Here is a 26,497-nt window from a genome sequence, read left to right as displayed (position 1 = left end):
TTGTGCTATAATATAAATTGGGCTATAATAAAAGCGGTAAAAATAATAACATAAAGAGAACTATGAAGAAACTACCTTCAATAAAAAAGGATATCAAAGCCTTTCTTACAAGCGAGGAGGGGAAGATAAGTAAGAAAAGTGTTTTAGACTTAGGGATAGGGGTGGCAATGTTAGGAACAATGTTAGCTCAAACAGTTTCTGCTACCCATCAAAGCTTTTTTGAAAACATATCTGGACATAATATTCCTCAGTCAGGTCTTGCTAAGCCCGTATCTCCTCCAGCCAGTCATACAAGTTATTTCTCAAATGAATCAGGAGATGGAAGTCATACTTTTCTTGGCTCCCGCAGAGTCCTTGCTCACAGTTCTCACGCCTCTCACGGTTCCCACGGTTCTCACGGCTCTCACAGCTCCCACAGTTCTCACAGCTCCCACGGCTCCCACGGTTCCCACGGTTCCCACGGTTCCCACAGTTCCCACGGCTCTCACAGTTCTCACAGCTCCCACGGTTCCCACGGCTCTCACGGCTCTCACGGCTCTCACAGCTCTCACGGTTCCCACGGTTCCCACAGTTCCCACGGCTCTCACGGCTCCTGCCACGTCAATCACCAGTCCTGCCATACTAACTGCCATAGCTCCCATAGCTCCTGCCATACTAGTGGTTGTTGTCCCTTTATTTCAGTCTGGAACGGCAGAAGGTTTATTATTGATAACAATATCTTGCCCGAATCTGAAAACATATTGAGAAAAGATACTATTATTGAAGAGCTGTATAAATTGGAGATAATACCTCAGCCAAAGAACAAGAAATACCTCTTAAGAGTAATGGAGTTTGAGAGAGAACACTCTTATTTCCACAATTTTGAATTCATTAAAATTATTCATCCAAAAGAATCAAGCATTGGCATTATCAATAATAAAATAGTTGCTTTCAAAAATCTTGTCCTGCCCTCTTCAATTAAAGATAAAAAAGGCAAAGATTGGACAAAGAAACTGTCTGCTTTAAACGATAAAGCATTCTTTAAAGGCGAGAAAGGCGAGATATTAAATATTAGATTTGATAATATTGAGGACTTGAGAAACTGTCACCTGATTTTTAGAGCCAGCCTTAGAGGAGATTACCCCAGAATTAAAGAGGTAGAACAGAAACTGGAAAGGATTGTTTCTGGAAACAGATTAATTGATTCCTTGAAAAAGATAGGAGTAGCTTCTATAGCAGTGGCAAATATTATTAAAGAAGCAAAGGACGCTAAAGGTGCTTTGGCGAAAATTTCGCCAAGCATCCATCTATTTATATATGCTGATAAAAATAAAGAAAAGCCAGTTGAGGTTGTCCATCCTAGAGAGAAGCTCTCTTTGGGTCTGGTTGATATTTCCCAATATGTTAAAAAAAGTCAGAAATCCTTATCTCTGAGAGCAAAGTGGACCAGACCTCATAATCTAAGTTTTGTTGGTTTGACAGATGTTAATAATATCTCAAGTACTTCTAATATTAGAGAGAAGGTTGTTAAACTATCTAACTTGAAGCATTCTGAAAATAAAGATGTTAATAAAAAGTGCTTAAAAGATGGAAGAGTAGAATTGATTCCAGGTCAATACATTGAATTGGAGTTTCCTATAATAAAAGAGACTCTTGGACTTAATCAGAGAGCTTCGTTTGTTCTGAAATCTAAAGGATATTACACTCCTCTTTAACAGGGTTAGTATATTCTGAATAAGAAGTGTTTACTTTTGTAAATTTGGAAAATATTACTATAATATTGGCTATTGGGAGTATAGCCATTTTTATTAGATGATGCATATTAATCTCACTTATGCTTGCAATAGAAATTGCAATTATTGTTTTGCTAAGGGATTTTTAGAAAAATGGCCCCGGGAGATTTCTTTACAGGGACTGGAAAGTGTTTTTAGATGGGCTACTAAACAAAAGATAAAAAGGGTAAGTTTTGGCGGGGGAGAACCTACTCTATTTAGTAAAATTAATTCTGCCTTAGAATTGGCTGAGAAGTATGGCTTGAAGATAGTAATTTCTACTAATGGAACTACCGATATTAAAAGAATCAATATCGACTCTCCGGCTATAGATTCTTTTTTGGTTACCCTTAATCCGCCTTCAGAATATTCTTCCCAAGAACTAAAGACTCTTTATTCTAATTTAGAAGCCATGAGAAGAGTTAAAAGGGTGATTTTGAGATTTAATATAATCTCCCTTGATGTTTCTTATAGCTATCTTATTGATACCTGTGAGAGATTAAATATTCGCCGGGTAGATTTTGCATTGGTTTTACCCTCAGCCCTCAATCAAAACGAATATATTAAAAAGGAAAAACTGAAGGATTTCACTCAATATATTTTAAAGTTAGCGAAAAGCCTGGTAGAACATGATATCCGAGGCTGTTTTGCTCAACCGTTTCCTCGATGTCTTTTTTCCGAAAAAGAGAGAGCATTCTTAATGAAAAATAGCGGTTTTCACAGCATTTGTTGGACAGGAGAAGGTTGCGTAGTAACTCCTGATTTGACAATATTACCCTGTCTTCTTTTAGCTGTGGAGGGTCCTTCCTTAAAGAAATTTAAGAACCAAAAAGAGATAACAAATTATTATAAAGATGTTGTTAATAGACTAAAATGGGAGATAGATTTCTTTCCTCAGTGCAAAGATTGTGTTTTTAAAAAGAATAAACAGTGTCAAGGCGGCTGTTTAATTTATAAATTTCTTCAAAATAATGAATCTGTGCCCTCATAAAGTAATTATTTTTTCATATGGAGATCCTAAAAAGAAATATCCTCTTTTTTATAGTTTTTATAACTGGAGCAGCAATTCTTATTATTGAGGTTACTGCCATCAGAATACTTGCTCCTTATTTTGGTAATACTTTATTTACTATTTCGAGTATAATCGGTATTGTTTTAGGAGGATTAAGTTTGGGTTATTATCTCGGGGGTGTTTTTGCTGACAAATATCCTAAATTTTCAGTTTTTTTCTTCCTCATTTTTGTTGCTGGTATTTTCTCTCTTTTAATCCAGGTCTTCTCAAAAACTGCATTGCCGACTTTAGGAACAACTCTTGATATGAAGATAGGCCTTCCCATTGCTAGTCTGATTTTATTTTTCATTCCTAGTTTAATCTTAGGGATGATATCTCCTTTTGCTATCAAATTAAAGACCCTTGAATTGAAAGAAATCGGCAAAGTAACAGGCAAGGTGTTTTTTTGGTCAACTCTTGGAAGTATTATCGGTAGTTTTCTTGCTGGTTTTTTTCTTATCCCTCATTTTGGGATAAGTAAAATTATTATTTCAACCGCATTAACGCTTATTATTGTTGGGGTTTCAGGAGGTTGGTTTTTCAAGGACGAGAAGTATGAAAATTATTTTAAGAGGCCTGAATTATTTCTCTTCACGATAATTGTTTTGCTTTTTAGCTTTATCACTCTTTTTTTACCAAAGGATGAATCTATTATTTTGCAAAAAGACGGTCTTTACAATCAGATAATCGTTGAGGATATTGAAATCAGAAATGAAAAAGTTAGAGTTCTGCGTCTTGATGGTACTCTTCAAGGAGCGGCGTTTCTTGAATCAGATGAATTACCCTTTGAATATACAAAATACTATGTCATTTACGAGATTGTGAATCCTCAAGCTGAAAAAGCTTTATTTTTAGGAGGGGGTGCCTATTCTACCCCAAGAAAACTACTTTTAGATCAAAATAATGTTAAAAGAATTGATGTAGTGGAAATCGCACCAGAACTTTACCAGATAGCTAAGAAATATTTCAGGTTCCAAGAAGACCCGAGATTGTTCAATCATGTTACTGATGGACGGAGGTTTCTTCAAGAGACAAATCAAAACTATAACATGATTTTTGCAGATGTTTATTATATTTATTTCATTCCTACCCACTTTACGACTCAAGAGTTCTTTTCTTTAGCTAAAAGCAAACTTTCAGAAGATGGCCTCTTTTTAATGAATATTGGTGGAACATTAAATAAAGGAGCTGACTCCTTTATACTTTCGGAGATGAAGACCTTTAGGTCGGTTTTTGAAAATAGTTATTTTTTTGCAGTAGATTCACCAGATAAAAAAGGTTTACAAAATTTCATTTTTCTCGGCTTAAATAACTCTCGGAGAATTGATTTTGGAAGTCAAGAGATTTTACAGCACGAAAAGAGACTAATTCGCAATTTACCCAAAAAACTTCTTGATCCTGAAAATCTCAACTTTGATGCTGTTTTTATACTTACTGATGATTTTGCTCCGGTTGAATATTTAACAGCGAAATTTTTTTGAACTTCCAAGTAAAGATTAACTTTAGCTTGCTGGCTTATATTAGATATGTTATTCTTCTTATTAGAGGGGCTTATATTCTTTAAAGGTCAAAAAACAAAATAAATAGTAGACCAGAAGATAAATTATGAATAAAATACAGATGATTTTAATAAGTGTAGTTGTGATAGGAATAACTATTATATTCTTTTCTCAATATTCCAGACAAACCATTCCTTCAACCGAAGAGTTTCCGCCCGTTGCAAAATTTGAATTAGGAAAGATTTTTGATATATCTGTACAACAACGAGGAAAATATATGAGAGATATAATGGAGAGGTACGACCCCTTTTTAAACGAAAAGTCTTTAATTAACTTAGTTCATATTGTAAAAGAAGGTTCCGATTATGAAATTTCTTGTCAGTTCGGTTCCGCCTATGAGACTGTTAATTTACATAGGTTCTTCCCTGAAGGATTAGTTACCTTAGGTCAAATCAAAAACTGTGATGTCGAAACTGCAAAAGCAATAGACCAAGCTATAACTTCTAACGATATTCAATGTTTAGTTCCTTTAGATTCTGATATGTCGGGATTCAGAAAGAACGATTATTATTTAATTACTTTACTTTTAGAACAGAGAGAAATAACCCAGGAGTTAATAGATACTTATGATAAAGAAGGAGAATGCGCCAAACCCCTCTTAGAGAATTTTATAGGAGAAATAACGTCTACTGTCTTCACAGCGATAGTTGATTTAGACGAAAACTATATTTATTTCTAAGAATTTATTTAAAGAAAATATTATCTTTCACCATAGCTAAAATTTAAGATTAAATAGTTTAAGGGAAGCTTGTCGCCTCCTTTAAAAATGTTAAGATAAAACATAAAATAGATAAGATATTTTATCTTTAAAATAACAATCTAAAGACTCTGGAAAATTAACAAATAAAGATTTAAAACTAGTAAACATTGGTTAATTTTAGCTTGCCGAGATTTATTGACTGTGTTATCTTAATAAAGAGGTTTATATTTTTCTAAAGGTCAAAGAGAGAAATAAATATCACATAAAAAAGAGACATGAATAAAAAATTGATATTATTAACTGGCGTTCTGTTTGTGATAGGAGTAGGAACCCTGTTCTTTTTCCAGTATTTTAACCAAGCGGAGACTTCACCTAGAGAGCTTTCTCCTATTACAGATGAGGAGCTCAGGAAGATTTTTGCCATAGCAAGACAGCATACAGGACAGAAGGCAATAGAAATGTACGGTGATTTTCTAAAGGAAGACCATCTAGTTAACCTGGTCCATATCGTGAAAGAACCTACCGGTTACTGGTTTTCCTGTCGATTCGGTCCTGCCTACCAAACAGCCAATTTGAATAAATATTTTCCTCAGCAGAGCGTTTCTATGGGACAAATAAAGGAGTGTAATCTTGACACCGCCAAGGCTATAGATGAAGCTGTTAGGTCTTCTGGGAAGAATTGCAGGGTTTTTATAGAGTCTGAAAATGGAAATCTATCTCAGCTTACCGATTATTATTTCTTTGCTATAACTCTTAGGGAAGAGGAAATAACCCAAGAATGGATTGATAGAACTCAAAGAATAAAGTGTTTAGAGCCTCTCAAGAATTTATTAGGAGAAACGGTAGCTACTCATTTTGTAACAGGGATAGTAGACTTAAACGAGAATATTATTTATTATTAAGAAAGTTTTTGGGAAACAGATTATCTCTAGTCAATTTTTGGGAATTCCGGGGGCGAGTCAATAGTAGAAGTAAGTTTACAATTTTAAGGAAAATGTCTTAATAAAATAATAGAATTAGCTAAAATTAAAATAAATAGTTAAATTTGAGGAGGCTTGTTGCCTCCTTTAAAAATGTTAAGATAAAACATAAAATAGATAAGATATTTTATCTTTAAAATAACAATGAGACGAATTGATTTAAAAATAGGCTTTCAATGTAATAACCGCTGTAGATTTTGTGTCCAAGGAAATAAGAGGGAAATATGCCCCAATAGGTCTGATGAAGAAGTAAGAGCAATTTTAAGAAAAGAAGTAAAGGACCACCAGGGAGTTGTTTTTACGGGAGGAGAGCCTACTATTAGAAAAGAACTTGCAGAATGGGTGAAATATGCCAAAGAGTTGGGTTATGAAGCAATTCAAATCCAAACCAACGGAAGAATGTTTGCCTACAAGGATTTTTGCAGTAAAGTAATTAGAGCCGGAGCAGATGAGTTCTCACCAGCCCTTCATGCCTCCAATGCTAAAGTCCATAATTATCTAACCCGGGTTTCAGGTAGTTTTGAGCAAACTGTTCAAGGAATTAAAAACTTAAAATCTCTAGGGCAGTATATTTTAACCAATACAGTAATTACTAAACCAAATTACAAAGATTTACCAAATTTAGCTAAATTACTGGTGGATTTAGGGGTAGACCAGTTTCAGTTTGCTTTTATGCATATTAATCAGACTATTGCTCGTAACCCTCAGTTAATTAAAGAGATTGTACCAAAACATTCAGAGGTAGAACCTTATGTAAAAAAAGGATTACAGACTGGAATTAAAGCCGGAGTTAAAGTAATGACCGAAGCCATTCCTTATTGTTTTATGAAAGGATACGAGCAATATATAGCTGAAAAAGTGATTCCTGATACTACTGTTTTTGATAACGATTTGGAAATAGATAACTACGGTTATTATCGTAAAACCAAGGGGAAGGTCAAAGGACCTGCTTGTTCTCATTGTAAATATTATAAAATTTGTGAAGGTCCCTGGAAGGAATATCCGGAAATTTTTGGCTGGGATGAATTTAAGCCAATTAAATAATTTATAAATAATAATCTATAGGTTATGTATAAAATTTTTTCCAGTTGGTTATTTTATTTTATGTCGGTTCATTTAATAGCTCTGATGTTTCTTTTTGTTATTAACCTTAAAGATATTTTGAGCCCCTTTAAAAAGATAAGTAAAAAAACATGGTCTATCTTATTATTGATATTTATTATTGGTTTTTGTTTAAGGAACTCCCAATACTGGCTGGGACCCCATACAGATGGTTTTGTTTTTCAGGAATCAGCTAACTATTGGCTAAATCAGGGTGAATTTGTTAAATGTTGCGCTTTGGGGAATATTAAGAATTGTTTGCTTTATGAACAGGTGCTCTTTTTAGCAGGTTATCCATTTCTTATATCTTTAGTCAGCATTTTGTTTGGTTTTCACAGCTTAAACGGCCCTATAATTTCAGCCGTTCTTGGCAGTCTGACGATAATAATTATTTTTCTTATCTCTTACTTAATTTTTAATAAAAAAGTTGGATTATATGCTTCTCTTATATTTTCTCTTCTTCCTTTAAATATAATTCATTCTCAAACTGGTTCCTCGAGACCTACTTATTTATTCTTTGTAGGATTGACAATTCTTTTTTATTTTATTGCTCTGAGAGCCAATAAATTGAGTCTGTGGATTTTGACCGTTTTGAGCTTATCTTATTCTATTTATGTACGACAAGAAAATTATATACTCTTACCTCTTTTATTATTCTTCTTAGTCCTCTTTAAATGGGAAGAGATTAGAGCCATACCGAAAAATTTTTCCTTAGGGAAAACAAACTATAAATACATCCTGTATGCTTTTGCCTTGGTTTTACTTTTTTTAATTATTCAGATTCCAGCTCTTTATTGGCTTTTGCATAACAATCCTTATATTTATTATGACGTTCCTGGTATTTTTGGTCTTTATTATAAAAGAATCCCTTATAATGTTCAGCTTTTTTTAAAACAGTTTTTTAATATTATTCCTTTTTCTCCAATAGAGGAAGTAAACCAATATAGTATCTTTGCTACCTTTCTCTTCTTTGTCGGTTTCATACTTATAATTTTATCTACTAAAGTTAAATATATTTTTATTTTATCTTTATTTTTATTGTATCTGATATTTTATGCCTCATTTTCTGTTGACAATCTTTTTAGTGATGATTATGTAAGGAGGAGTTTATTTTTTCATTTACCTTATGCTATAATAGCAGCTTATACCTGGGATTGGATCGGGAATAGGATAAAAAAAAGAATAAGGATAAAAAAGGAGTGGATTCTTTCTTTTTTAGCTCTCGCACTTATTTTTACTTCACATTTATCCTTCCCTCGTGCTTTATTCAAAGATGCAAGAGGCCAGATAGGTTTTAATAAAGATTATTTTTTAGCTGTTAGCAAAACCCCCAAAGATTCAATTATTATTACTACTAGATTTATGGTTGTTACTAATGATTATTTTAAAGACAACCAAAGAAGAGCAATTGACATAGACCTTATTTCTCCAGAAAATAAAGATATGTTTTTAAACGCAATTTCAGAAGAGATTAAAAAGAACTACGAAATATTTTATTTTGAAGATTATCGTTGTCAGATGGAACATTTTGATTATGCCTGTCAATTTATAAATACTTATTTGGAAAAAGAGCATCTTTTTGATGTAAACAGAATTAAGGTTTATAAGATAACTTTAAAGATTTAAGTTATATAAATGCCAAAATTTGTTAAAAAGTCAAAAAAAGATAAAGATACCAGACCCCTGGATCAAAGAAGTTATGGCAAGGTAGAAAGCCTTTGCATCTTTAGATGTAATTGTAATTGTATTATGTGTTCGGTAGCTAATGCGATTGAGAGGAGTAACATGGATGAAAATAGAGGTTTAAAACCCTTTAAAGAGATTAAAAAAGACATTGATATAGCGGTGCATGCTAAGGCGCATACGTTTGCTTTTTCTGGCGGTGAGCCGACCCTGAGAAAAGATTTAATTAAGCTTGTTAAGTATGCCAAGAAAAGAATTCCCAATATTGAGATACAGTCAAATGGCAGATTGTTTTATTATAAGGGTTACTGCGAGGAGTTGATTCGGGCTGGTGTAAATATTTTTGTGGTTTCTTTTTATTCCCCTTTTGAGAGTGTTCACGATAAAATAATGGGTGTTAGGGGAGCCTACAAACAGACACTTCAAGGTTTAAAGAATTTAAAAGAGTTAAAACAAGTAGTTAAGATAAACATAGTTATTTTAAAGTTAAACTACCTCCATCTCCCAGAATTGATAAAATTTTTACTCAAATTAGACGTTAAAGAATTTCGACTTATTTATGCTACTATCGAAGGGAATGTGCTTAAAAATCCAGAAGCTATTGTGGCCAAAATGAGTGTGGTTGCTCCCTATTTTAGAGAAGCACTAAGAATTGGATTAAAGAAGGTTCCTTGTTATGTTTATAATATGGTTCCCTGTTTACTTCCCGACTATGAGGAGTCAATTAATGATATATTTCAATCTGATACCTATCTTCGCGGTCCTGATTTTGAATGTTCTGTAGATGAAAACAGAAGGAAAAAGAAAGTAAAGTCCAAAAGGTGTAAGGAATGTAAATATAATCCTTACTGTTATGGGGTTTGGAAAAATTATGCTAAAGTATTTGGTCTTGGAGAATTAAAACCGGTGAAATAGACAAAAACATTTTTTATCTTAAAGTAGAAATTGATAAAATTGCCACCTTTTTATATGCCCTGGAAAAAGATTAAAAAAACAGTTATTTTTACAGGCTATCGCTGCAATAATCGCTGTCGCTTTTGTATGGAAGCTAATAAAAGAAACCTTCCTGTTAGAACAACCTTGCAGGTACAACAAGAGATGACTGACGCACGTAAAAGAGGGTCGGACTACTTAGAGCTAATCGGCGGAGAAATGACTATTAGGACTGATATTGTAAGATTGATAAAATTTGCTAAAGACTTGGGTTTTTCTACAATTATGATGTCTTCCAATGGAAGAATGTATTCCTATCCTGACCTGGCAGAGTCTATACTCAAGGCCGGCTTAAATAGTCTTGTCTTTTCTATTCATGGCCATACACCGAAACTACATGATTGGCTAACTCGGGTCCCGGGAAGTTTTAATCAGCTCAAACAAGGCGTAAAGAATGTTCAAAAGATTTCTAAAAAATTAGGGTTAAATATTCATATTGGTTCTAACACCACCATTGTTAAACAAAACTATAGGTTTCTTCCTCGAATCGGTGAATATATTAGAAGATTAGGAATTGATGATAGCGAATTTATTTTTGTAGATTGCAACGAAGGGGCAGCCTGTGATTATTTTGCTGAATTGGTGCCTCGAATTTCAGAGATAGCAGACTATGTCCATAAATGTTTAGATATAGGGAAGCGTGCTCATCTCCAACACTGGCATGTTCGTTATGTTCCCCTTTGTTATTTCCAAGATTATTTAGACCAGATTAGCGAACTGCAGGAGGTTGCAACCTTTCGTACAGAGCATGTTGCACCTGATTTCTACAGTCCTGACGTTGAGGAGAACCGGCGGGTGATTGGAAGAATGAAAACAAAGAAATGTAAAGGTTGTAAATTATATGATAAATGTGAGGGTATCTGGAAAATATACCTTCAACGCTACGGAGATAAAGAATTGAGACCGGTTAAAGATTTAAGCATTAAACAATTGAAGATTTTATCTTCTTATTAAAATCTTATTTATAAGCAAAATATGATCAATGGGAGAAAAAAAGAATACGGAGGCATAATTTTAAATCCTGGGTGTAGTAATTCTTGTGTTTTTTGCGGTGGTCACTTTAAAAAAAGTGAGTCTGAAATTAAACATCAACTTATTGATTGTTATAGAAATTTAGTAGATTTTAAGGAACAAGGAATTAAAAAAATTATAATTTCAGGTAGTGATCCATTAGAATACGAGGAGATAATTCAAGTGATAGAATATATCAAAAAAAGTGGTTTTGAATTTATTCAGATGGCAACCAATGGAGTAAGATTGTCTGACAAACAGTTTTTAGAGAAATTTGTTAAGTCGGGCATTGATAAACTGAGGATACCTCTGTATGGCTCTAATTCAGAAATTCATGACGCAGTTACTCAAACACCAGGTAGTTTTACCCGTACCTTAAGGGGAATTAAAGGAGTATTAAAGAAAGCACCAGATATAAAAATCCAAATAAGTTCTTTAATACTCCAGCAGAACAAAGATAACCTTTTAGATTTAATGGATTTGGTGGAAAGTAAATTGAATATAAGGAACATGACTTTTTCTGTGCCCTGTATTACAGATAATGATTATTCTTATTACCTTCCTTTTAAAGACTTGACTCCTTACGTAAGGAAAGTCTACCACCAAGCTTCAAGAATGAATTACAAGGTTTTATTTACCGAGATTCCTTATTGCGTTTTTGGTTTTATTAGTAAATCAATAAATAATACCTGTCTTCCTCCGAATTTAGGAAAATACTGTCAGCCGCCTTCATCCGAGAGAACCTCAATAAAAGACATGCCTTCTTATAGATTAAAGAAAAAGATTAAGATGTGCGAGAACTGTAAGGCCTCTCCTTTCTGTGATGGATTTTTTGTTAATGATATTGACAGGTTTGGCTCGGGGGACCTTAAGCCACTTTTTTGATGAACTTTTTATATGTATGAAAGAGCTTGATATAAAAGTTGGTTATGCTTGTAATAATTCCTGCATTTTTTGTCTTAACAAAGAAAAGCGTTATTATAAAGAGTTTCCAGTAGAGGATTTAAAAAGACAGATAGTTGACAGCGCAAATGTTGGATGTAAAAAATTAATTATATCTGGGGGAGAACCTCTAATCTCAAAGCACCTTTTTGATTTATTGGCTTTTGCCAAACAAAAGGGAATTAAGGCAATAGAGATCCAGACAAACGGCAGGATGCTATCTTATGAAACGCTGGTTAAAAAGCTAAAGGAATTTCAATTCATATCTTTCCTTGTTTCTTTACACTTTTCCAACCCAGGTCTTTACAGAACATATTGCAGGTCAGATGGTTTTTATCAAGTAGTGAAGGGGATTAAAAATTTAGTAAGAAATAAACAGGATTTGACAATTAACACGGTGGTTATGAAGATGAACCTTCCTTATTTGAAGGAATTAGTCAAACTGTTAAAGGGTATAGGGGTAGTGAAAATTCAATATAGATTTATAGATGGAAGAAACGTCATGGATAGATATAAAGAATTTGTTCCTCAATATAAGGAAGCCGTGCCAACCATTCGAGAAATAATAAAAGAAAACCCTAGTCTAAATATAAGAATAAATGAAATTCCACTATGTGTATTAGGAGAAGAATTTAAAGATTCTCTTGCTCCTCCTGCTAATCCCGAGAGAGTGAATCTCTCTATAGGAAATAAGTTGTTTACTTCTCCTGAAATTCTGAAGTCTCAGTTTATATTCCCTAACTGTGAAGAATGTTTTTACCATCCAACCTGTAAGGGAATTAGAAAAGAATATTGTCAAATTTATGATACTAGCGAAATAAAACCAATTATTAAACAACCTTATTAAAATAGATTTTCTTAATACCTTCTTCTTTTAATATCGTTAATGTTTTCGTAATTTGATAATGTATATTGATATAATTATACCAACTCTTAATGAGGAGAAAGGAATTCAAAAAACACTGGGAGACCTATCCTTTTTGTTAAAAGATAAGATTCATAAAGTGAAAATTATTGTTGTTGATGGCGGGAGTAAGGATAAAACAATAAAGATAGCCCGGGAAGCCGGCGCTAAAGTAATAATTGCGGAAAGAGGCTATGGTAGACAATACAAGGCTGGATTTAAAAAAGCAAAAGGCGAAGTTATTATCACAATGGATGGTGATGGAACTTATCCTGCAGAGAAAATTCCAAAATTGTTAGAGATTTTAGAAAAAGAAAATCTTGATTTTATTTCTGTTAATAGGTTTAGTTGCTTAGGGAAAAAAGCAATAAATAAATTAAATCTAATAGGTAATATATTCTTAACCCTTTTTACCAATCTGTTATTCAAATTACGCTTAAAAGATTCGCAAAGTGGAATGTGGATATTCAGGAAAAATATTTTGGATGGGTTGAACTTAGTATCTGATGGGATGTCTTTTTCAGAAGAAATTAAAATTGAAGCCTTTCAAAAATTTAAAGCTAAAGAAATTTTAGGCTCTTACCGTAAAAGAATAGGAGGGGAGTCAAAATTGAATATGTTTTTAGACGGTATTAAAAATCTGATATTTCTGTTTAAGAAGAAATTATGAAAAAAATACTGCTTTTAAATTTACCTGGCGATGAAATTTATTTAAGAGATTATTATTGTAGTTTTATCTCCGAAGGAGATTTTGTCTGGCATCCTGTAGACCTTACCGTACTTAGTGGTATTCTTTCTTCTGATTATCAAATAAAGGTAATTGATGCTATCGCTGATAGAATTAAATTTGATGAATGTTGCAAAAAAATATCCTCAATGGATATAGACACAATTATTTTTCTTTCTGGGGCAGTTTCCTGGGAAAAGGATAAGGAATTTCTAAAGAAGATTAAGCGGGTAAAACAAATTAAATTAATCGGAACAGGTGATTTATTTCTTTTTCAGGGCGAGAAAATACTGAGAGAAAATAAATTTTTAGATGCCCTAATTTTAGATTTTACAGATTCAGAAATATTAAAATTCTTGTCAGCAGGGAAAGGTCTTTTTAAAAATATAATTTATAGAGACAGAGAGCAAATTGTTATTCCGAAAAAAATAACGAAAAAAAATAAAATCTTTTCGCTTCCTCTACCTCGTTTAGATTTATTTCCTATGGCTAAGTATGATTTTCCTATTGCTCGGCATTTTCCCTTTGCCACTGTAGTCGCCAGCTTACATTGTCCTTATCATTGTCGCTTTTGTATTTACAATAGTTTAGAATTTAAATGGCGGGATGCTGACAATGTTATTGAGGAATTAAAATATATTTATTCTTTAGGAATAAAAGAGGTTCGCTTTAGAGATAACACTTTTGGTGCTAACAGAAATCAAGCTTTAGATATATGTCGCAAGATGCTCCTTAATAATTTTAATTTTAGCTGGTCTTGTTCTAGTCGGGTAGACGTTTTAGATGAGGAGCTGTTAGAAATTATGAAGAAAAGTGGCTGCCATATTATTCAACTTGGAGTAGAAAGTGGAAACCAAGGAACATTAGATTGTTATAATAAGCAATTTACATTGAATCAGGTGAGAAAAATGTTTTCTCTTTGTCAAAAATTAGGTATTAGAACTATGGCCCATTTTATTCTTGGATTACCAGGTGAGGACGAAGAGGCAATTTTAAATACCTTAAAGTTTGCGGTAGAATTAAATTGTGATTTCGTCACTTTTAACATAGCCGCTCCTCGTATAGGAACAGATTTGCGAAAAAATGCAATTTCAAAAGGATGGCTTATTGATAATACTTTAAAGTGTAGTGATTCCTCTCGTACCTATCCGGCTATAGAGACAGAAGAACTTTCCCGAAAAAAGTTGTGGGAATTAAGGAATAAAGCCATAAGAAGATTTTATTTACGTCCTTCTTATATTATTAAAAGAATCTTTAGTTTAAAAAGTTTGTATGAACTGAAAATGGATATTCGTGAAGGATTATTGTATTTAATTAGCTCATTTAAGAGGGGGTTATAAAAGAACTTAAGGATAAGAAAAGAGTGTGGTAGCCAGGTTTATGGATTGTGCAGTTAATGGTATTATATAGTGTAAAAAATCATAGGTCGATTAGTAAAAATTTAAATTAGCGAGATTTATAATGAAACAAAAAAAAGAATATATCGTAACTTATAGGAGCCAGGAACATTATGAGGTACTGGGTTGGGTGTCTGCATCTTCTATGGAAGAAGCTAAAAAGAAAGCTCAGAAAGAATTATTAAAAGAAGCAAAATATTACAGGGTAGCTGAAGCTAAAATTGCAGAATGGAAAAATAGTGATAATGTTCATTTTGACATTTCTTAGAATATGCCCGATATTTGTATTTGGAATAGATGCAATAATAATTGCATAATGTGCACTAATCCGGTTGATTTTCAGAGTAAGGAGATTTCAGAAGATTATTCTTTTAAAAGAATAACTGTGAGAGCTCGACGCAATCTCAATCTTTGGAGTAAGAGTCAAGAAAACATTAATTTTACGGGCGGTGAGCCAACTACTCATCCGCGTTTTTTAGAATTGTGTTATTGGTTTAGAAGAAATTTCCCCAAGAATAGACTAGTTTTAGCAACCAATGGAAGAATGTTTAGTTATCCACGGTTTGTAAAAAGTTTTCTTAAAATAGATAACCTTGCTGTTGAAATAGCTATTTTAGGCCATAATAATCAACTCCACGACGCCATTACGAGGACTAAAGGTAGTTTTGAACAAACAATAAAGGGTATTCATAATATTTTAAAATACAGAAAAAGATTTCAAGAGTTAGAGCTCCGAATAATTTTCATTAAGCAAAATTATAAATTAGTAGGAGAGATTCTTAATTTAATTTTTAATGATTTTCCTTCAGTGAATAGGGTAATTATAATTTTCCCGGAACCAGAAGGGGTGTGCGGAAAGAACTATAAAATAATAGGCATTACTTATACCCAGGTAAAAGAAAAAGTCAGTTCTATAGTAAAAGAGTGGAATGATAAATTTAATGAGTTACGTCTTTATCATTTTCCTTTATGCACGCTTACGCCTGAATTATGGAAATATACCTGGATAACCCAGAGAAGAGACGAGGTAACTTATTTACCTAATTGTGATAGTTGTCTTTATAAAAAATATTGCTGTGGGATTCATAAGGATTATCTGGAAATTATTGGAAATAGAGAATTTAAGCCCGTTAAGACAGATTTAAAGTTTAAGATTGGCAATAATATCTGTCATCCAATTGTAGATATTTTGTAATTATGTTTACATCACTTTTCTTTGATTTTGCCCTTTTAGCTCCTCTTTTTATTATTGGAGGAATTTGTTCTTATACCGATATTAGATATGGAAAGATTTTCAATAAATGGATTGCTACAGGATTTTTTTGCGGGATTTTGTTTTATATTTTTCTTTTTTTCTATAATTTCTTTTTCCTTTTCCAAATATCAAATATTCAATATTTAATAAAAGTAGGTATAAACGCCCTGCTCGCTTTTTTAGTAGGATATCTTCTATGGCATTTAAAACTGTGGTCTGCCGGAGACGCGAAGTTTTTTGCTCTTTGTTCTTTCTTGCTGCCTTTAAAGTTTTATTCAAAAAGTTATTTGTCGTACTTTCCCTCTTTTAATCTTCTAATTAACCTTTTTGTTCCCCTACTTTTAGTTTTAACGGCTACTGCTTTTTTTAAAGGAATAAAGGAAACGTATAACCATAGAGCTCGATTAAAGAATATTGGAAAATTAGATATTAAAAAATTATTCCCTAAATTAAAAAATCTGGGTAAAAAGTTCTTTCCACTATTTTTAAGTTATGTTCTTATATTCATTTTTCTTCAAGGGATAAGTTCTTTTAAAAAAAATATTCCGGGAGGGAGATTTTTATTTAACCCTCTTTTTCTTTTTCTCTTTTTGCTTCTTATTTTGGGTTATCTTTCTAAAGTTAGAGAAAAGAAAAAATGGATTGGTTATTTTATCAACGGAACGGTACTAATATACTGTTCCTATTTGCTTTTTTTTGGTAAAATTGAAATATTGAAGTCTATCTTGAAACAAACCTTGATTTTTATGGTTTTAATCACCTTATTTCGTCAATTTTTAAATTTTTATATAGAAGAGAAAGAAGTTAAAAAAATAAAAGTTAGAGAACTTAAAAAGGGAGCAGTGATTTCTAAGAATGAATTACCTTTAATATTACAAATGCTTAAAGAGAAGAAAATGGAAAATAACTTTGGAGAGATAGATGCTGCTGGATTAAACGAAAACCAGGTTAAAACCATCAAGGATTTATTTATTCAAAAACCTCAATTAAAGGTAAAAACCTACAAGACGTTCTCTTTTGCTCCTTTTATGCTTTTATCGGTCGTTATTTCTATTGTAACCCAGAGTTCTTTTATTGATTTTTTAACCTACAAATTATAAAATAAAGAAGACAAAGTTCATCTCTAAAATATAGATAAAAGATTTAAAAAGTATGGAAATAAAAAGCTCGTGGATGGTTTTAGTTTCAATTATTGTAATTGTTGTTTTAATCGGCTGTGCTCTTTTTGTATATTATCGTTATATAAAACCAGAGACTCAAACCGAAACTCCGTCAGAAACAAGCTACCAATTAGACCCAACATATCCGAGATATTTAATTGAAGGAATTATAACAAGTGTAGAAATAAATCCGCCAGAAGGAAAATTCAAGATAGAAGTAGATATTAATAAAATTTTTCTGGATGAGCTTTCTTTTACTAAGGAAGTAACGGTGCTGACAGACAAAGAAACAGAATTTGTTTTTTACAAGCCCGAAACCAAAAAAGAGACTCCGGCAACGATAGAGGATTTTGAGATAGGAGCGCCGGTAGTTATAGCAATTAAAGAGTCTAATAGTAATATTTTAAGTGAGGATACATTTACCAGTATAAAGATGACGAGAATGTTAGGTATTCAAATGAATATTCAATAGTTTGCCTTCAGTTGTTCGGTCCTCTCTATTTTTTTGAAATTCTAAATATGGTAAAATAGACTAATAACTCTTTCTTAATTGCGAAGCAATTACAAGGAGCGAAGCGACTGGTTTCCTCTTAATTGCGGAGAAGCATAGTTATGTATAAAGACATAAAATTTAATAAGAAAAAAATAGTTGTTTCTTTGATAGAAATAATAATTTTTGTTTTGGTTGGAGTAAGTACGGTTATATTAACCCAGAAAGTGTATGCAACTTCATTGATTGAGGTTTATGATTTTTCTTCAGGGGCAGGAATAAATAAATGGGGTTATTATGGTAAAGGTTATGCTAATGATATCCCGGTGGCTGTCAATCGTTCCACTTGGGCAGAGCCTGGTGTTGAGCTCGCTTCTTACACTAACATTGAATCAGCAAACGATGTTCATGAAATCATCAGCGATACCACTGAGGTTTTTAAAGAGGTTGTGCATGATTTTGTAATTACTATTAATGAAAATCCAGTTGATATTAATTCAATAGAGCTTTACTGGGAGGGTTATGCCGGACAAAACATTGAAAGCCTCGAAGATAATGACTTAAGAATGTATTTATATAATGTCAATACTACTGCATGGGAGTTAGTTGCTTCCAGCTTAAATAATAGCTGTCCAGGTCCTTCCGATTGCACTCTGACCTATACCACTACTACTGCCAATTTTTCAAATTATATTGATGGGAGCGGTCATCTCAGATATCTGGTTCAGAAGTTTGAACAGGGTGATGCCTGTGATGCTACCTGTCATAAAGTGGCTGACAGGGGTACTTATTACCCCCCGGGCTGTACCCATATACCTTCAGGTTATGTCCGTAGTGATTCCGGGGAACAAACTGCAGTTTCTTCTTCCAATTATTGTAATTATGATGAGGATTGTGATGATGGAGATTGTTCAGCTACTAAATGGTGGACTTCCTGTAATGGATCAGGAAGCTGTAGGGCAGCTGCAGACCATGTAGATGCTTATTCAGAAAATGTTTATGCTGGTGCGAGCTATACCTTAACTTCAAGTTGTGGAACTACCGGAACAACTATATGTGGATATTCTGCCTTTTATAAATGTAGTGGGGCTTGTCAAAAAGGGAGGGATAAATACAGGTGCAGTTCTGCTCATACTTGTTCTGAAGATGTTGGAGATAGCTGGTCTTACCTATCAACAGCAGGCAGGGTTTGTAGTGGTGGGGGTGAAATTAATCCAAGCTCAAGCCTATATTGTGATATAACTATACAATGCGCAGAGAGGGATTGTTCAGCTGAAAAATGGTACAGGGGTTGTACTTCTGGTGGTTCATCTTGTATTGGTAATCTTTCACTACCTTATGGTATGCAACTCGCTGGTGTATGGAACGCATCAGCAGGTTATGTTGTTAATACAACAGAATACAAGGTTGGAACTTCGTGCAGTCAGACTACATCTAAGGGTTGTAGTTTTACTTGTAAAACATGTAATGGTTCTGGGTTATGTAATGTTTATAAGACTACTAATTGGGGAGCTAATAACTACGATTGTGCAGGTAGTGCTAAAAGATGTGTTAGTGGTACTTGCCGTACTTGTAATGGCTATCTATATAGCGACGGCTGCAGCGGCTGCGCCGGACAAGGAGGCAATGCTTGCTGGCATAGGGATAGAAATGACGTAGGTGGCTACGGTTGTGGTGATGTTTGCTCTAGTTATGGTGGATGTATAGATAAACAATGGGATGATAATAGTAGCTGCACCGTTTGTAAAAACCTTTTTGACACATCTGCTGGCTGTGACCCTAGTAGTACTCCTGGTAATGGTATTGTCTCTCCTATGTGGGCGAATGCTTTGGGAGATGCGAATCGCTGCCGCTATAGAGGAAGTTCATATAACCAGGATTGCAGTGCAGGGCCCGGGGGCTTCTATTGGCGTCTATGTGTATGCCTGTGGTAAGCTGGGAATTTTGGACATCGTATATCTAAAATTTAAGCAAACCGGTCGCTTCGCTCTCTGTAATTACTTCGTAATTAAAAATGAAGAACTTAAAAAGAAAATTGAAAAAAGCCTTTTATAAACATAGACAATGCTGGAAGATTGTTCAGACTTTGATGGTTTTTCTTACATCAGTTTTAATAGGGAGTGTTATAGTTGAGGCTGCATTAAACACAGATTACACTAAAGTTACAGTTTATTTTATAGATAGCGATTTCCCCTCTATTGATGCTTTTGATGTTTCTCCTACCCTGCTTAATATTGCTGGTCCGGATGAGACTACCATTTCCTGGACAGTTTCTGATACGGGCGGTTCTCATCTTTGGAAAGTAGAAGTCTGGCGCGCTCCTGATAATGCTGGTGTACCCGGCACATGGAGTTTAGTCAGTACCCATCCCGCTCCTGAAGGTTCTGATTCCTGGTCAAGCTCTGCTGATGATTCACCTTCAGATGGCATCTGGTGGTATGGTCTTCATGTTCTTGATAATGCAGAAAATGAGATAACAGAAACAGAGTCAGGATTCGCGCCAATTAAGGTAACTAAAGATATGATTAGACCTCCAAAACCTACTTGTTCTCCCGGAACAGGCACTTATATTAACTCAGTTGATGTTAGTTGTTCTTCTGGAGAAGAGGGAGCAACGCTTAGATACACTACAGACGGCAATCCTCCAAGTCCCTCCTCCCCCAAATACACTTCTCCTTTCACCTTTACGATTACTACAGTCTTAACCGTCGCTAATTGGGATTCAGCTGATAATCGTTCTGAAGGCCCTGATAATTCATATACCTATACTATTGAAATTAACAATCCTCCTACCGCCGGTATTTCCTGCAACCCGACCGGGTGCGGTCTTCCTTTAGGCCAATGTACAGGTTATACAGGATGTCCATTTAAATTCGTTAATGAATCTACTGACCCGGAGGGAGACGGTGATATTATTAAAACAGAATGGGATATTTATGATTGGGGAGTTGACCCTGACGACTCTTGTGGTTATAAATGTGATTTTACTCCCTCAGGCCTTAGTACTACAACCTCTTCTACGGTTGAGGTTTACGTCAGAGACAGTGTCGGAGGCTGGGATTCAACTACAAAAAACTTTACTATCTTACTAGATGCTATTGCTGATTTTGAGTGTTCTTTAAAAGATGTGGGACCCTGGATTCCTTGTGAAGGTTTCGGGGTTTCTGAGGGAGAAATGGTTTATTTTAAAGATGGCTCTTCCCCTTCTGACGGAGGAAGCCCAATTGTTAGCTGGAGTTGGACTTTTGAAGACGGTGAACCTCCTACCAGTTCTTCTCAGAACGCATCATCTACTTTTACAGCGGTTGATGGAAATTCAGGCACGGTTGCCTTACAAATTCAAGATACTGCTAATAGAACAAATACTGTTTCTTATCAGCTTGGAGTTGAAGCTGGCCTACCTGAGTGGAAAGAGGTGTCTCCTTAACCATTTTCAAATTTCTAATAACTAATTTCCAATATGAGTAAAAGTAGTGCGGGGTTTACATTGCTTGAAATTTTAACTGTTGTTTTTATTGTCGTTACCATGACTTCACTTGTTATGGTTAACCAGAGAGAGAGTCAAAAAAAATTTACTCTCAGAACAGCAGCTCATCAATTAGCCCAGGACGTAAGAAGGGCTCAAGAAATGGCAATGTCAGCAAGAGAATGTCCGGAATGTGGAGGAGGAATACCACCTAACTACGGAATTTTTCTTGATAAAAGTTCAAACAATCAATACATCATATATGCTGATACTGACCCTGCAGAAGGAGATGAGTTCTATACTTCTTCATCAGATACTATTATAGAAACTATTGAGTTAGAAGAAGGAGTAGTTATAGAGGATATAAATACATCCTCTTACTTGGTTTCAGTGAATTATAAACCTCCTGACCCAAAAATAACGATAAAATATCAAGAATTAGGAGGGGAGATAAATTCGGTAATAATTACTCTTGCTTTGGAATCTGATTCCTCAGAAACTAAAACCATTACTATAAATAATGTTGGTTTAATTGATATTGATTGAGAATTCATTTAAACATAAAAGCATAGAAACATCTAAACATTAAAACATTATAGAAAAGTGAAAAAAATAAAAGAAATTTTTAAAAGTGATGCGGCATTTACAATATTAGAAGTAATTACGGCAATCTTTATTTTAACTATCGGAGTGGGAGCTTCTTTTTCTTTGATGAGTCAGACCCTTTCCGCGTCCTCCATAGTTGAACAAAAAGCAATTGCTTCTTATTTAGCTCAAGAAGGAATTGAAATAGTCAGAAATATAAGAGACAGTACTTGGTTGGAAAAGAGAACTAATCCTTCCCTCAGTTGGGATGTGTATTTAGGTGTGGGTGAGTGGGAGGCTGATTATGATAGTCAGACGTTGACAAGTTATAGTGGTACTCCTTTATATATTCAAACAGATAACTTTTATGGTTATGAAGTCTCCGATGTTCAAACAAAATTTATCAGAAAAATTACAATTGCTGAGGTTGATCCGCTAAATCCAGACACCAATAAAAGAAAAGTTATAGTTGAAATTACTTGGGAAGAAAGAGGTAGAACTCATACTTTTACAGCTTTAGAATATATAACAAATTGGTATGAGCAATAGAGAAACCATAAACAAGAAATGGGGATATACTCTAATTGAGGTTTTAGTAGCTGTCGCCATATTCTCTACTGTAATTTCAGTTCCTACAGGTTTTTTTATTTCTTCCTTAAGAAGTCAACATAGAGCTTTAGCTTTACGGGAGACTATTGATAATACTTCCTATTTTGTGGAATATATTAGTCGCGCTTTAAGAATGGCAAGAAAAGATATAGATGGTAGCTGTATAAGTGCTAAGACAAATTACGAGATTACTAAAGTAGGAAAAGGAATAAAATTTGAGAATTACGAAGACCCCCCTGTTTGTCAGGAATTCTATTGGGATACAGAAGATAATCAACTTAAAGAATCAAGAGATGGAGCAGCTGGTCTTCCCTTGACCCCGGATGATTTAGAAATTACTCAATTTAAATTCCAGCCTTCCGGAGAAACACAAGAAGACAATCTTCAGCCGCGAATAACAATGCTTTTAGAAATAGGTAAGAAAGGCGCATCGGGTCTTCCCAAAATAAGAATTCAGACTACGGTTTCTCAAAGAAATTTAGATATAGAAAAATAAATAGCAGATAGTAAATTAAAAATTATGGGATTTAAGGCATTATTCAAACTATATTCCAACTCTCAAAGGGGAGTTTCAATTATGTTAGCTGTTTTTATACTGAGTTTTCTTTTAGCTATCAGCATGGGAATAAGTACTATTCTTATTCGGCAGGTTAAGATAATGAGAGAAATCGGGTATTCAGTTATCGCTTTTTATGCTGCTGATGCCGGAATTGAAGTGGTGTTATATGAAGATAGAAGCATTGGCTTATCTGACGGCTATACTACTTCTACAGTTTTTGTGAATGATGCAAGTTATGACGTAGAATTTCATACTAATGATATTACTACTATTACGTCAATTGGTTCTTATGAAAATACAAAAAGAGCTATTGAGACTCGGTATTAAACAATAAGGGACAGTCCCTCTCCTGTCCCTCCTGTTTTTTTTATGAAAAAAAAGGAAGTTAAAAAAAGAATAGAAAAACTTAAAAAGGTGATAAATTATCACCGTTATTTATATCACGTTTTGAATAAACAAGAGATTTCAGCTCCTGCTTTAGATTCTTTAAAACACGAACTTTACAAATTAGAACAGCAATTCCCGGAATTTATCAGTCCTGACTCACCTACTCAAAGAGTGGCAGGTCGTCCCTTAAAGGGTTTTAAAAAAGTAGAACATAAAGTTCCCATGCTTTCAATAGAGGATATTTTTTCTGAAAAAGAATTGCAAGAATGGGAAGATTACTTAAAAAGATTAATTCCTTCTCAAAAATTTGAATGGTTTGCAGAGTTAAAAATTGATGGTTTTGCCATTACTTTGCTTTACAAAAATGGTATTTTGGAACGTGGTGCCACGAGAGGAAACGGTAAGGTTGGTGAGGATGTTACTCAGAATCTTAAAACAATTGAAAGTATTCCTTTAAAAATAAGAATTCACTCTTTACCAGATTTTGATTTTAATTTATCAAAAGAAACAAAGAACAATATTGAGAGATTAATTAATTGGGGAATGATTGAAATTCGGGGTGAGGTTTATATGGAAAAAAGAGATTTTGAAAAACTAAACAAAAAAATGCAAAAAAGGGGAGAAAAAACCTTTGCTAATCCAAGAAATCTGGCTGCGGGGTCAATACGGCAGTTAGACCCAACAATAGCTGGTTCCCGCCCTTTAAAATTTTTTGCCTATGATATAATTACAAACTTAGGTCAAAAGAAACATTCTCAGGAACACAAGATTTTATCTATGTTAGGTTTTAAAACCGACCTCGGTAAAGAATGTAAAAATCTAACAGAAGTTATAAATTATTATGCAGAGACAAGTGAGAAAAGAGAAAATTTCCCTTTTCAGATTGATGGTGTTGTGCTAAGCGTTGATAACAATCAATTATTTGATAAACTTGGCGTAGTTGGAAAAAGTCCAAAAGGTATAAGGGCTTTTAAATTCCCGTCAAAACAAGCGGCAACTATTATTAAAGACATAAAATTACAAATTGGAAGAACCGGAGCTGTAACTCCGGTAGCCGTCTTGAAACCGGTAGAGATTGATGGGGTAGTGATTTCCCGAGCTACTTTACACAACGAAGACGAAATAAAGAAATTGGGGGTTAGAATCGGAGATACGGTTATTGTAGAAAGAGCAGGAGACGTAATACCTTCTGTATCTAAAGTTTTACCAAAGCTGAGAACAGGGAAAGAGGAAAAATTTAAAATGCCGAGATTTTGTCCTTCCTGCCAAACAAAATTAGTAAAACCGGAAAAAGAAGTTGTTTGGCGTTGTCTAAATCCAAAATGCTTTGCGAGAAGAAGGAAATATTTTTATCATTTTATCTCAAAAGGAGCTTTTGATGTCGTAGGTTTGGGACCAAAAATTATTAATAAACTAATTGAAGAAGGTTTGGTTTCTGACCCGGCTGATTTATTTAATTTAAAAGAAGGTGATATTTCACTCTTAGAAAGATTTGCTGAAAAATCTGCCAAAAATTTAATTACAGCCATACAATCAAAAAAAGAAATTACTCTTCCTAAATTTATTTTTGCTTTGGGAATTAGAAATGTTGGCGAGAAAACAGCCTATCTTTTAGCTAAGAAATTCGGTTCCATAGAAAATTTAAAAAAAGCTTCTCCTTCTGATTTGGAAAGAATAAGAGACATTGGTTTTGCAGTGGCTGATTCAATTTATGATTTTTTTCACAAAAAAAGAAATTTAGAATTATTAAAAAAACTGAAAAAAGCTGGAGTGAAAATTGGAAGGAAGGAAAGAACTAAATACCAACCCTTAAGAGGAAGAACTTTTGTTTTAACCGGAGCCTTAGAAACTTTAACCAGGGATGAAGCGAAAAAAAGAATAAGAGAACTTGGCGGAGAGATTTCCGAATCAGTATCGGAAAAGATAGATTATGTAATTGTTGGCGAAAAGCCTGGCTCGAAACTTAAAGAAGTCAAAAAATTTGGCATAAAGAGAATAGGGGAACAGGAATTTTTAAAACTAATTCAATGAGAGGGATTTTAATTCACAGTAAAAAATTGGATTGGACCTTAATTATTTTTGCTTTACTTTTAATAAGTATTGGTCTTTTAGCAATATATAGTTCTTCAATCGGCAGGAAAGATTTTTTCGCTTTTAAAAAACAAATTGTCTTTTTAGGAATAGGATTTTTTTTGATGCTCATAATTAGTTTTTTTGATTGGCGTTTGCTTTTAGAAGACCCTTATTTAATTTTGATTCTTTATTTTTTATGCCTCGTTTTGTTAGGAGGTTTATTCTTTTTTGCCCCTGAAATAAGGGGAGTTAGGTCCTGGTATAAAATAGGTCCTGTTTCTTTTGACCCGATAGAATTTACAAAAATTGTTTTAATTGTTTTGTTGGCAAAATACTTTTCAAGGAGACATGTTGAAATGTACAGGGTAATTCATATCTTAATTTCAGGTTTCTATGTTTTTTCCCCCGCTCTTTTAATTTTTTTTCAACCTGATTTAGGTTCTGTTTTAATTTTACTGAGTTTATGGATGGGAATTTTGATTATTTCAGGAATTAAATTGCGCCATTTTTTAGCATTGCTTTTGTTGGGAGTTTTAATTTTAATTTTAAGTTGGTCAACCATTTTAAAAGATTACCAGAAAGAGAGGATTTTGAGTTTTATTAGACCTCAAATATCCGACCCACTTGAAGTGGGGTGGAGCCAGAGACAGGCAAAGATTGCCATAGGTTCTGGCGGAATCTATGGACAAGGAATAGGTAAAGGTTCTCAATCTCAATACGGATTCTTACCCGAACCAAAGACTGATTTTATCTTCTCTGTTATAGCAGAAGAAATGGGGCTGATTGGAGTCGGAATTTTACTTTTATTATTTGTTGTTTTAATCTGGCGTATTTTGAAAATTGCTGTTTTTAGTAACTCAAATTTTTGCCGTCTTTTTGCCGCAGGTTTTGCTATTCTTTTACTTTCACAAATCTTTATTCATATTGGTATGAATATCGGTCTTCTTCCTATAATTGGAATTTCTTTACCATTAATAAGCTATGGGGGTTCGAGCTTAATTGCCACTTTTATCGGGTTAGGGATGCTTCAGAGTATGAAAGCTAACCCTTAGGCTCCCTTAGTTGTCCAGATTCAGATAGGGGTTGACAAATTTTTAAATAAGATTAAAATAAT

25 protein-coding genes are annotated in these 26,497 nt (G+C 33.8%); all 25 read left to right on the top strand.

What is annotated here, in order from left to right; genetic code table 11:
* Positions 1-62: 62 nt before the first annotated feature.
* The 25 genes from IB617_00355 (at position 63) to rodA (ending at position 26,435) form a co-directional block, all read left to right on the top strand.
* Positions 63-1,694, top strand: coding sequence for a hypothetical protein (locus tag IB617_00355; protein UZE93292.1), 1,632 nt, complete (start codon positions 63-65; stop codon positions 1,692-1,694).
* Between the two features lie 97 nt (positions 1,695-1,791).
* On the top strand, positions 1,792-2,742 hold the full coding sequence (locus IB617_00350) for a radical SAM protein (GenBank protein UZE93291.1): 951 nt from the start codon (positions 1,792-1,794) through the stop codon (positions 2,740-2,742).
* A 17-nt stretch (positions 2,743-2,759) separates the two neighbouring features.
* The gene (locus tag IB617_00345) at positions 2,760-4,283 is read left to right on the top strand and encodes a fused MFS/spermidine synthase (protein UZE93290.1); all 1,524 of its coding nucleotides are present in this window, start codon (positions 2,760-2,762) and stop codon (positions 4,281-4,283) included.
* Positions 4,284-4,407: 124 nt separating this feature from the next.
* The gene (locus IB617_00340; GenBank protein ID UZE93289.1) at positions 4,408-5,040 is read left to right on the top strand and encodes a hypothetical protein; all 633 of its coding nucleotides are present in this window, start codon (positions 4,408-4,410) and stop codon (positions 5,038-5,040) included.
* Between the two features lie 296 nt (positions 5,041-5,336).
* Complete coding sequence (locus IB617_00335; GenBank protein UZE93288.1) at positions 5,337-5,963, top strand: hypothetical protein; 627 nt, start codon at positions 5,337-5,339, stop codon at positions 5,961-5,963.
* Between the two features lie 222 nt (positions 5,964-6,185).
* Complete coding sequence (locus tag IB617_00330; GenBank protein ID UZE93287.1) at positions 6,186-7,085, top strand: radical SAM protein; 900 nt, start codon at positions 6,186-6,188, stop codon at positions 7,083-7,085.
* A 24-nt stretch (positions 7,086-7,109) separates the two neighbouring features.
* Positions 7,110-8,768, top strand: a complete 1,659-nt coding sequence (locus tag IB617_00325) for a glycosyltransferase family 39 protein (protein UZE93286.1) — start codon at positions 7,110-7,112, stop codon at positions 8,766-8,768.
* A 9-nt stretch (positions 8,769-8,777) separates the two neighbouring features.
* A complete protein-coding gene (locus IB617_00320) occupies positions 8,778-9,740 on the top strand; it encodes a radical SAM protein (protein UZE93285.1) in 963 nt (320 codons plus the stop codon).
* A 54-nt stretch (positions 9,741-9,794) separates the two neighbouring features.
* On the top strand, positions 9,795-10,772 hold the full coding sequence (locus tag IB617_00315) for a radical SAM protein (protein UZE93284.1): 978 nt from the start codon (positions 9,795-9,797) through the stop codon (positions 10,770-10,772).
* A gap of 21 nt (positions 10,773-10,793) precedes the next feature.
* Entirely contained in the window at positions 10,794-11,714 is a 921-nt protein-coding gene (locus tag IB617_00310) for a radical SAM protein (GenBank protein ID UZE93283.1), read from the top strand.
* A gap of 16 nt (positions 11,715-11,730) precedes the next feature.
* Positions 11,731-12,618: a radical SAM protein gene (locus IB617_00305; GenBank protein ID UZE93282.1), complete on the top strand. Its 888-nt coding sequence runs from the start codon at positions 11,731-11,733 to the stop codon at positions 12,616-12,618.
* A gap of 58 nt (positions 12,619-12,676) precedes the next feature.
* Complete coding sequence (locus IB617_00300) at positions 12,677-13,345, top strand: glycosyltransferase family 2 protein (protein UZE93281.1); 669 nt, start codon at positions 12,677-12,679, stop codon at positions 13,343-13,345.
* Positions 13,342-14,742, top strand: a complete 1,401-nt coding sequence (locus IB617_00295; GenBank protein UZE93280.1) for a radical SAM protein — start codon at positions 13,342-13,344, stop codon at positions 14,740-14,742. The genes IB617_00300 and IB617_00295 overlap by 4 nt, the downstream gene beginning before the upstream one ends.
* Before the next feature lie 121 nt (positions 14,743-14,863).
* Positions 14,864-15,067 carry a hypothetical protein gene (locus IB617_00290; protein UZE93279.1) on the top strand — a complete coding sequence of 68 codons (204 nt, stop codon included), beginning with the start codon at positions 14,864-14,866 and terminating at the stop codon, positions 15,065-15,067.
* 48 nt (positions 15,068-15,115) lie between these two features.
* Positions 15,116-15,994 (top strand): radical SAM protein, encoded by an 879-nt coding sequence (locus tag IB617_00285; GenBank protein UZE93278.1) that lies wholly within the window; start codon positions 15,116-15,118, stop codon positions 15,992-15,994.
* 2 nt (positions 15,995-15,996) lie between these two features.
* Entirely contained in the window at positions 15,997-17,154 is a 1,158-nt protein-coding gene (locus IB617_00280) for a prepilin peptidase (GenBank protein ID UZE93277.1), read from the top strand.
* A gap of 52 nt (positions 17,155-17,206) precedes the next feature.
* The gene (locus IB617_00275) at positions 17,207-17,686 is read left to right on the top strand and encodes a hypothetical protein (protein ID UZE93276.1); all 480 of its coding nucleotides are present in this window, start codon (positions 17,207-17,209) and stop codon (positions 17,684-17,686) included.
* A gap of 140 nt (positions 17,687-17,826) precedes the next feature.
* The gene (locus IB617_00270) at positions 17,827-19,638 is read left to right on the top strand and encodes a hypothetical protein (GenBank protein UZE93275.1); all 1,812 of its coding nucleotides are present in this window, start codon (positions 17,827-17,829) and stop codon (positions 19,636-19,638) included.
* Between the two features lie 80 nt (positions 19,639-19,718).
* The gene (locus tag IB617_00265; protein UZE93274.1) at positions 19,719-21,131 is read left to right on the top strand and encodes a chitobiase/beta-hexosaminidase C-terminal domain-containing protein; all 1,413 of its coding nucleotides are present in this window, start codon (positions 19,719-19,721) and stop codon (positions 21,129-21,131) included.
* Positions 21,132-21,164: 33 nt separating this feature from the next.
* The gene (locus tag IB617_00260; GenBank protein ID UZE93273.1) at positions 21,165-21,716 is read left to right on the top strand and encodes a hypothetical protein; all 552 of its coding nucleotides are present in this window, start codon (positions 21,165-21,167) and stop codon (positions 21,714-21,716) included.
* Positions 21,717-21,773: 57 nt separating this feature from the next.
* On the top strand, positions 21,774-22,304 hold the full coding sequence (locus tag IB617_00255; protein ID UZE93272.1) for a hypothetical protein: 531 nt from the start codon (positions 21,774-21,776) through the stop codon (positions 22,302-22,304).
* The gene (locus tag IB617_00250; protein ID UZE93271.1) at positions 22,294-22,860 is read left to right on the top strand and encodes a type II secretion system protein; all 567 of its coding nucleotides are present in this window, start codon (positions 22,294-22,296) and stop codon (positions 22,858-22,860) included. The genes IB617_00255 and IB617_00250 overlap by 11 nt, the downstream gene beginning before the upstream one ends.
* A gap of 24 nt (positions 22,861-22,884) precedes the next feature.
* Positions 22,885-23,250, top strand: coding sequence for a hypothetical protein (locus tag IB617_00245; GenBank protein ID UZE93270.1), 366 nt, complete (start codon positions 22,885-22,887; stop codon positions 23,248-23,250).
* Positions 23,251-23,292: 42 nt separating this feature from the next.
* Positions 23,293-25,341 carry an NAD-dependent DNA ligase LigA gene (gene ligA / locus IB617_00240; GenBank protein UZE93269.1) on the top strand — a complete coding sequence of 683 codons (2,049 nt, stop codon included), beginning with the start codon at positions 23,293-23,295 and terminating at the stop codon, positions 25,339-25,341.
* Between the two features lie 5 nt (positions 25,342-25,346).
* Entirely contained in the window at positions 25,347-26,435 is a 1,089-nt protein-coding gene (rodA, locus tag IB617_00235) for a rod shape-determining protein RodA (protein ID UZE93527.1), read from the top strand.
* Positions 26,436-26,497: the final 62 nt, after the last annotated feature.

Source organism: Candidatus Nealsonbacteria bacterium (assembly GCA_026016225.1).
GTDB lineage: Bacteria > Patescibacteriota > Minisyncoccia > Minisyncoccales > JANBVM01 > Nealson33H.
This window is presented reverse-complemented; position numbering and strand designations above follow the sequence as displayed.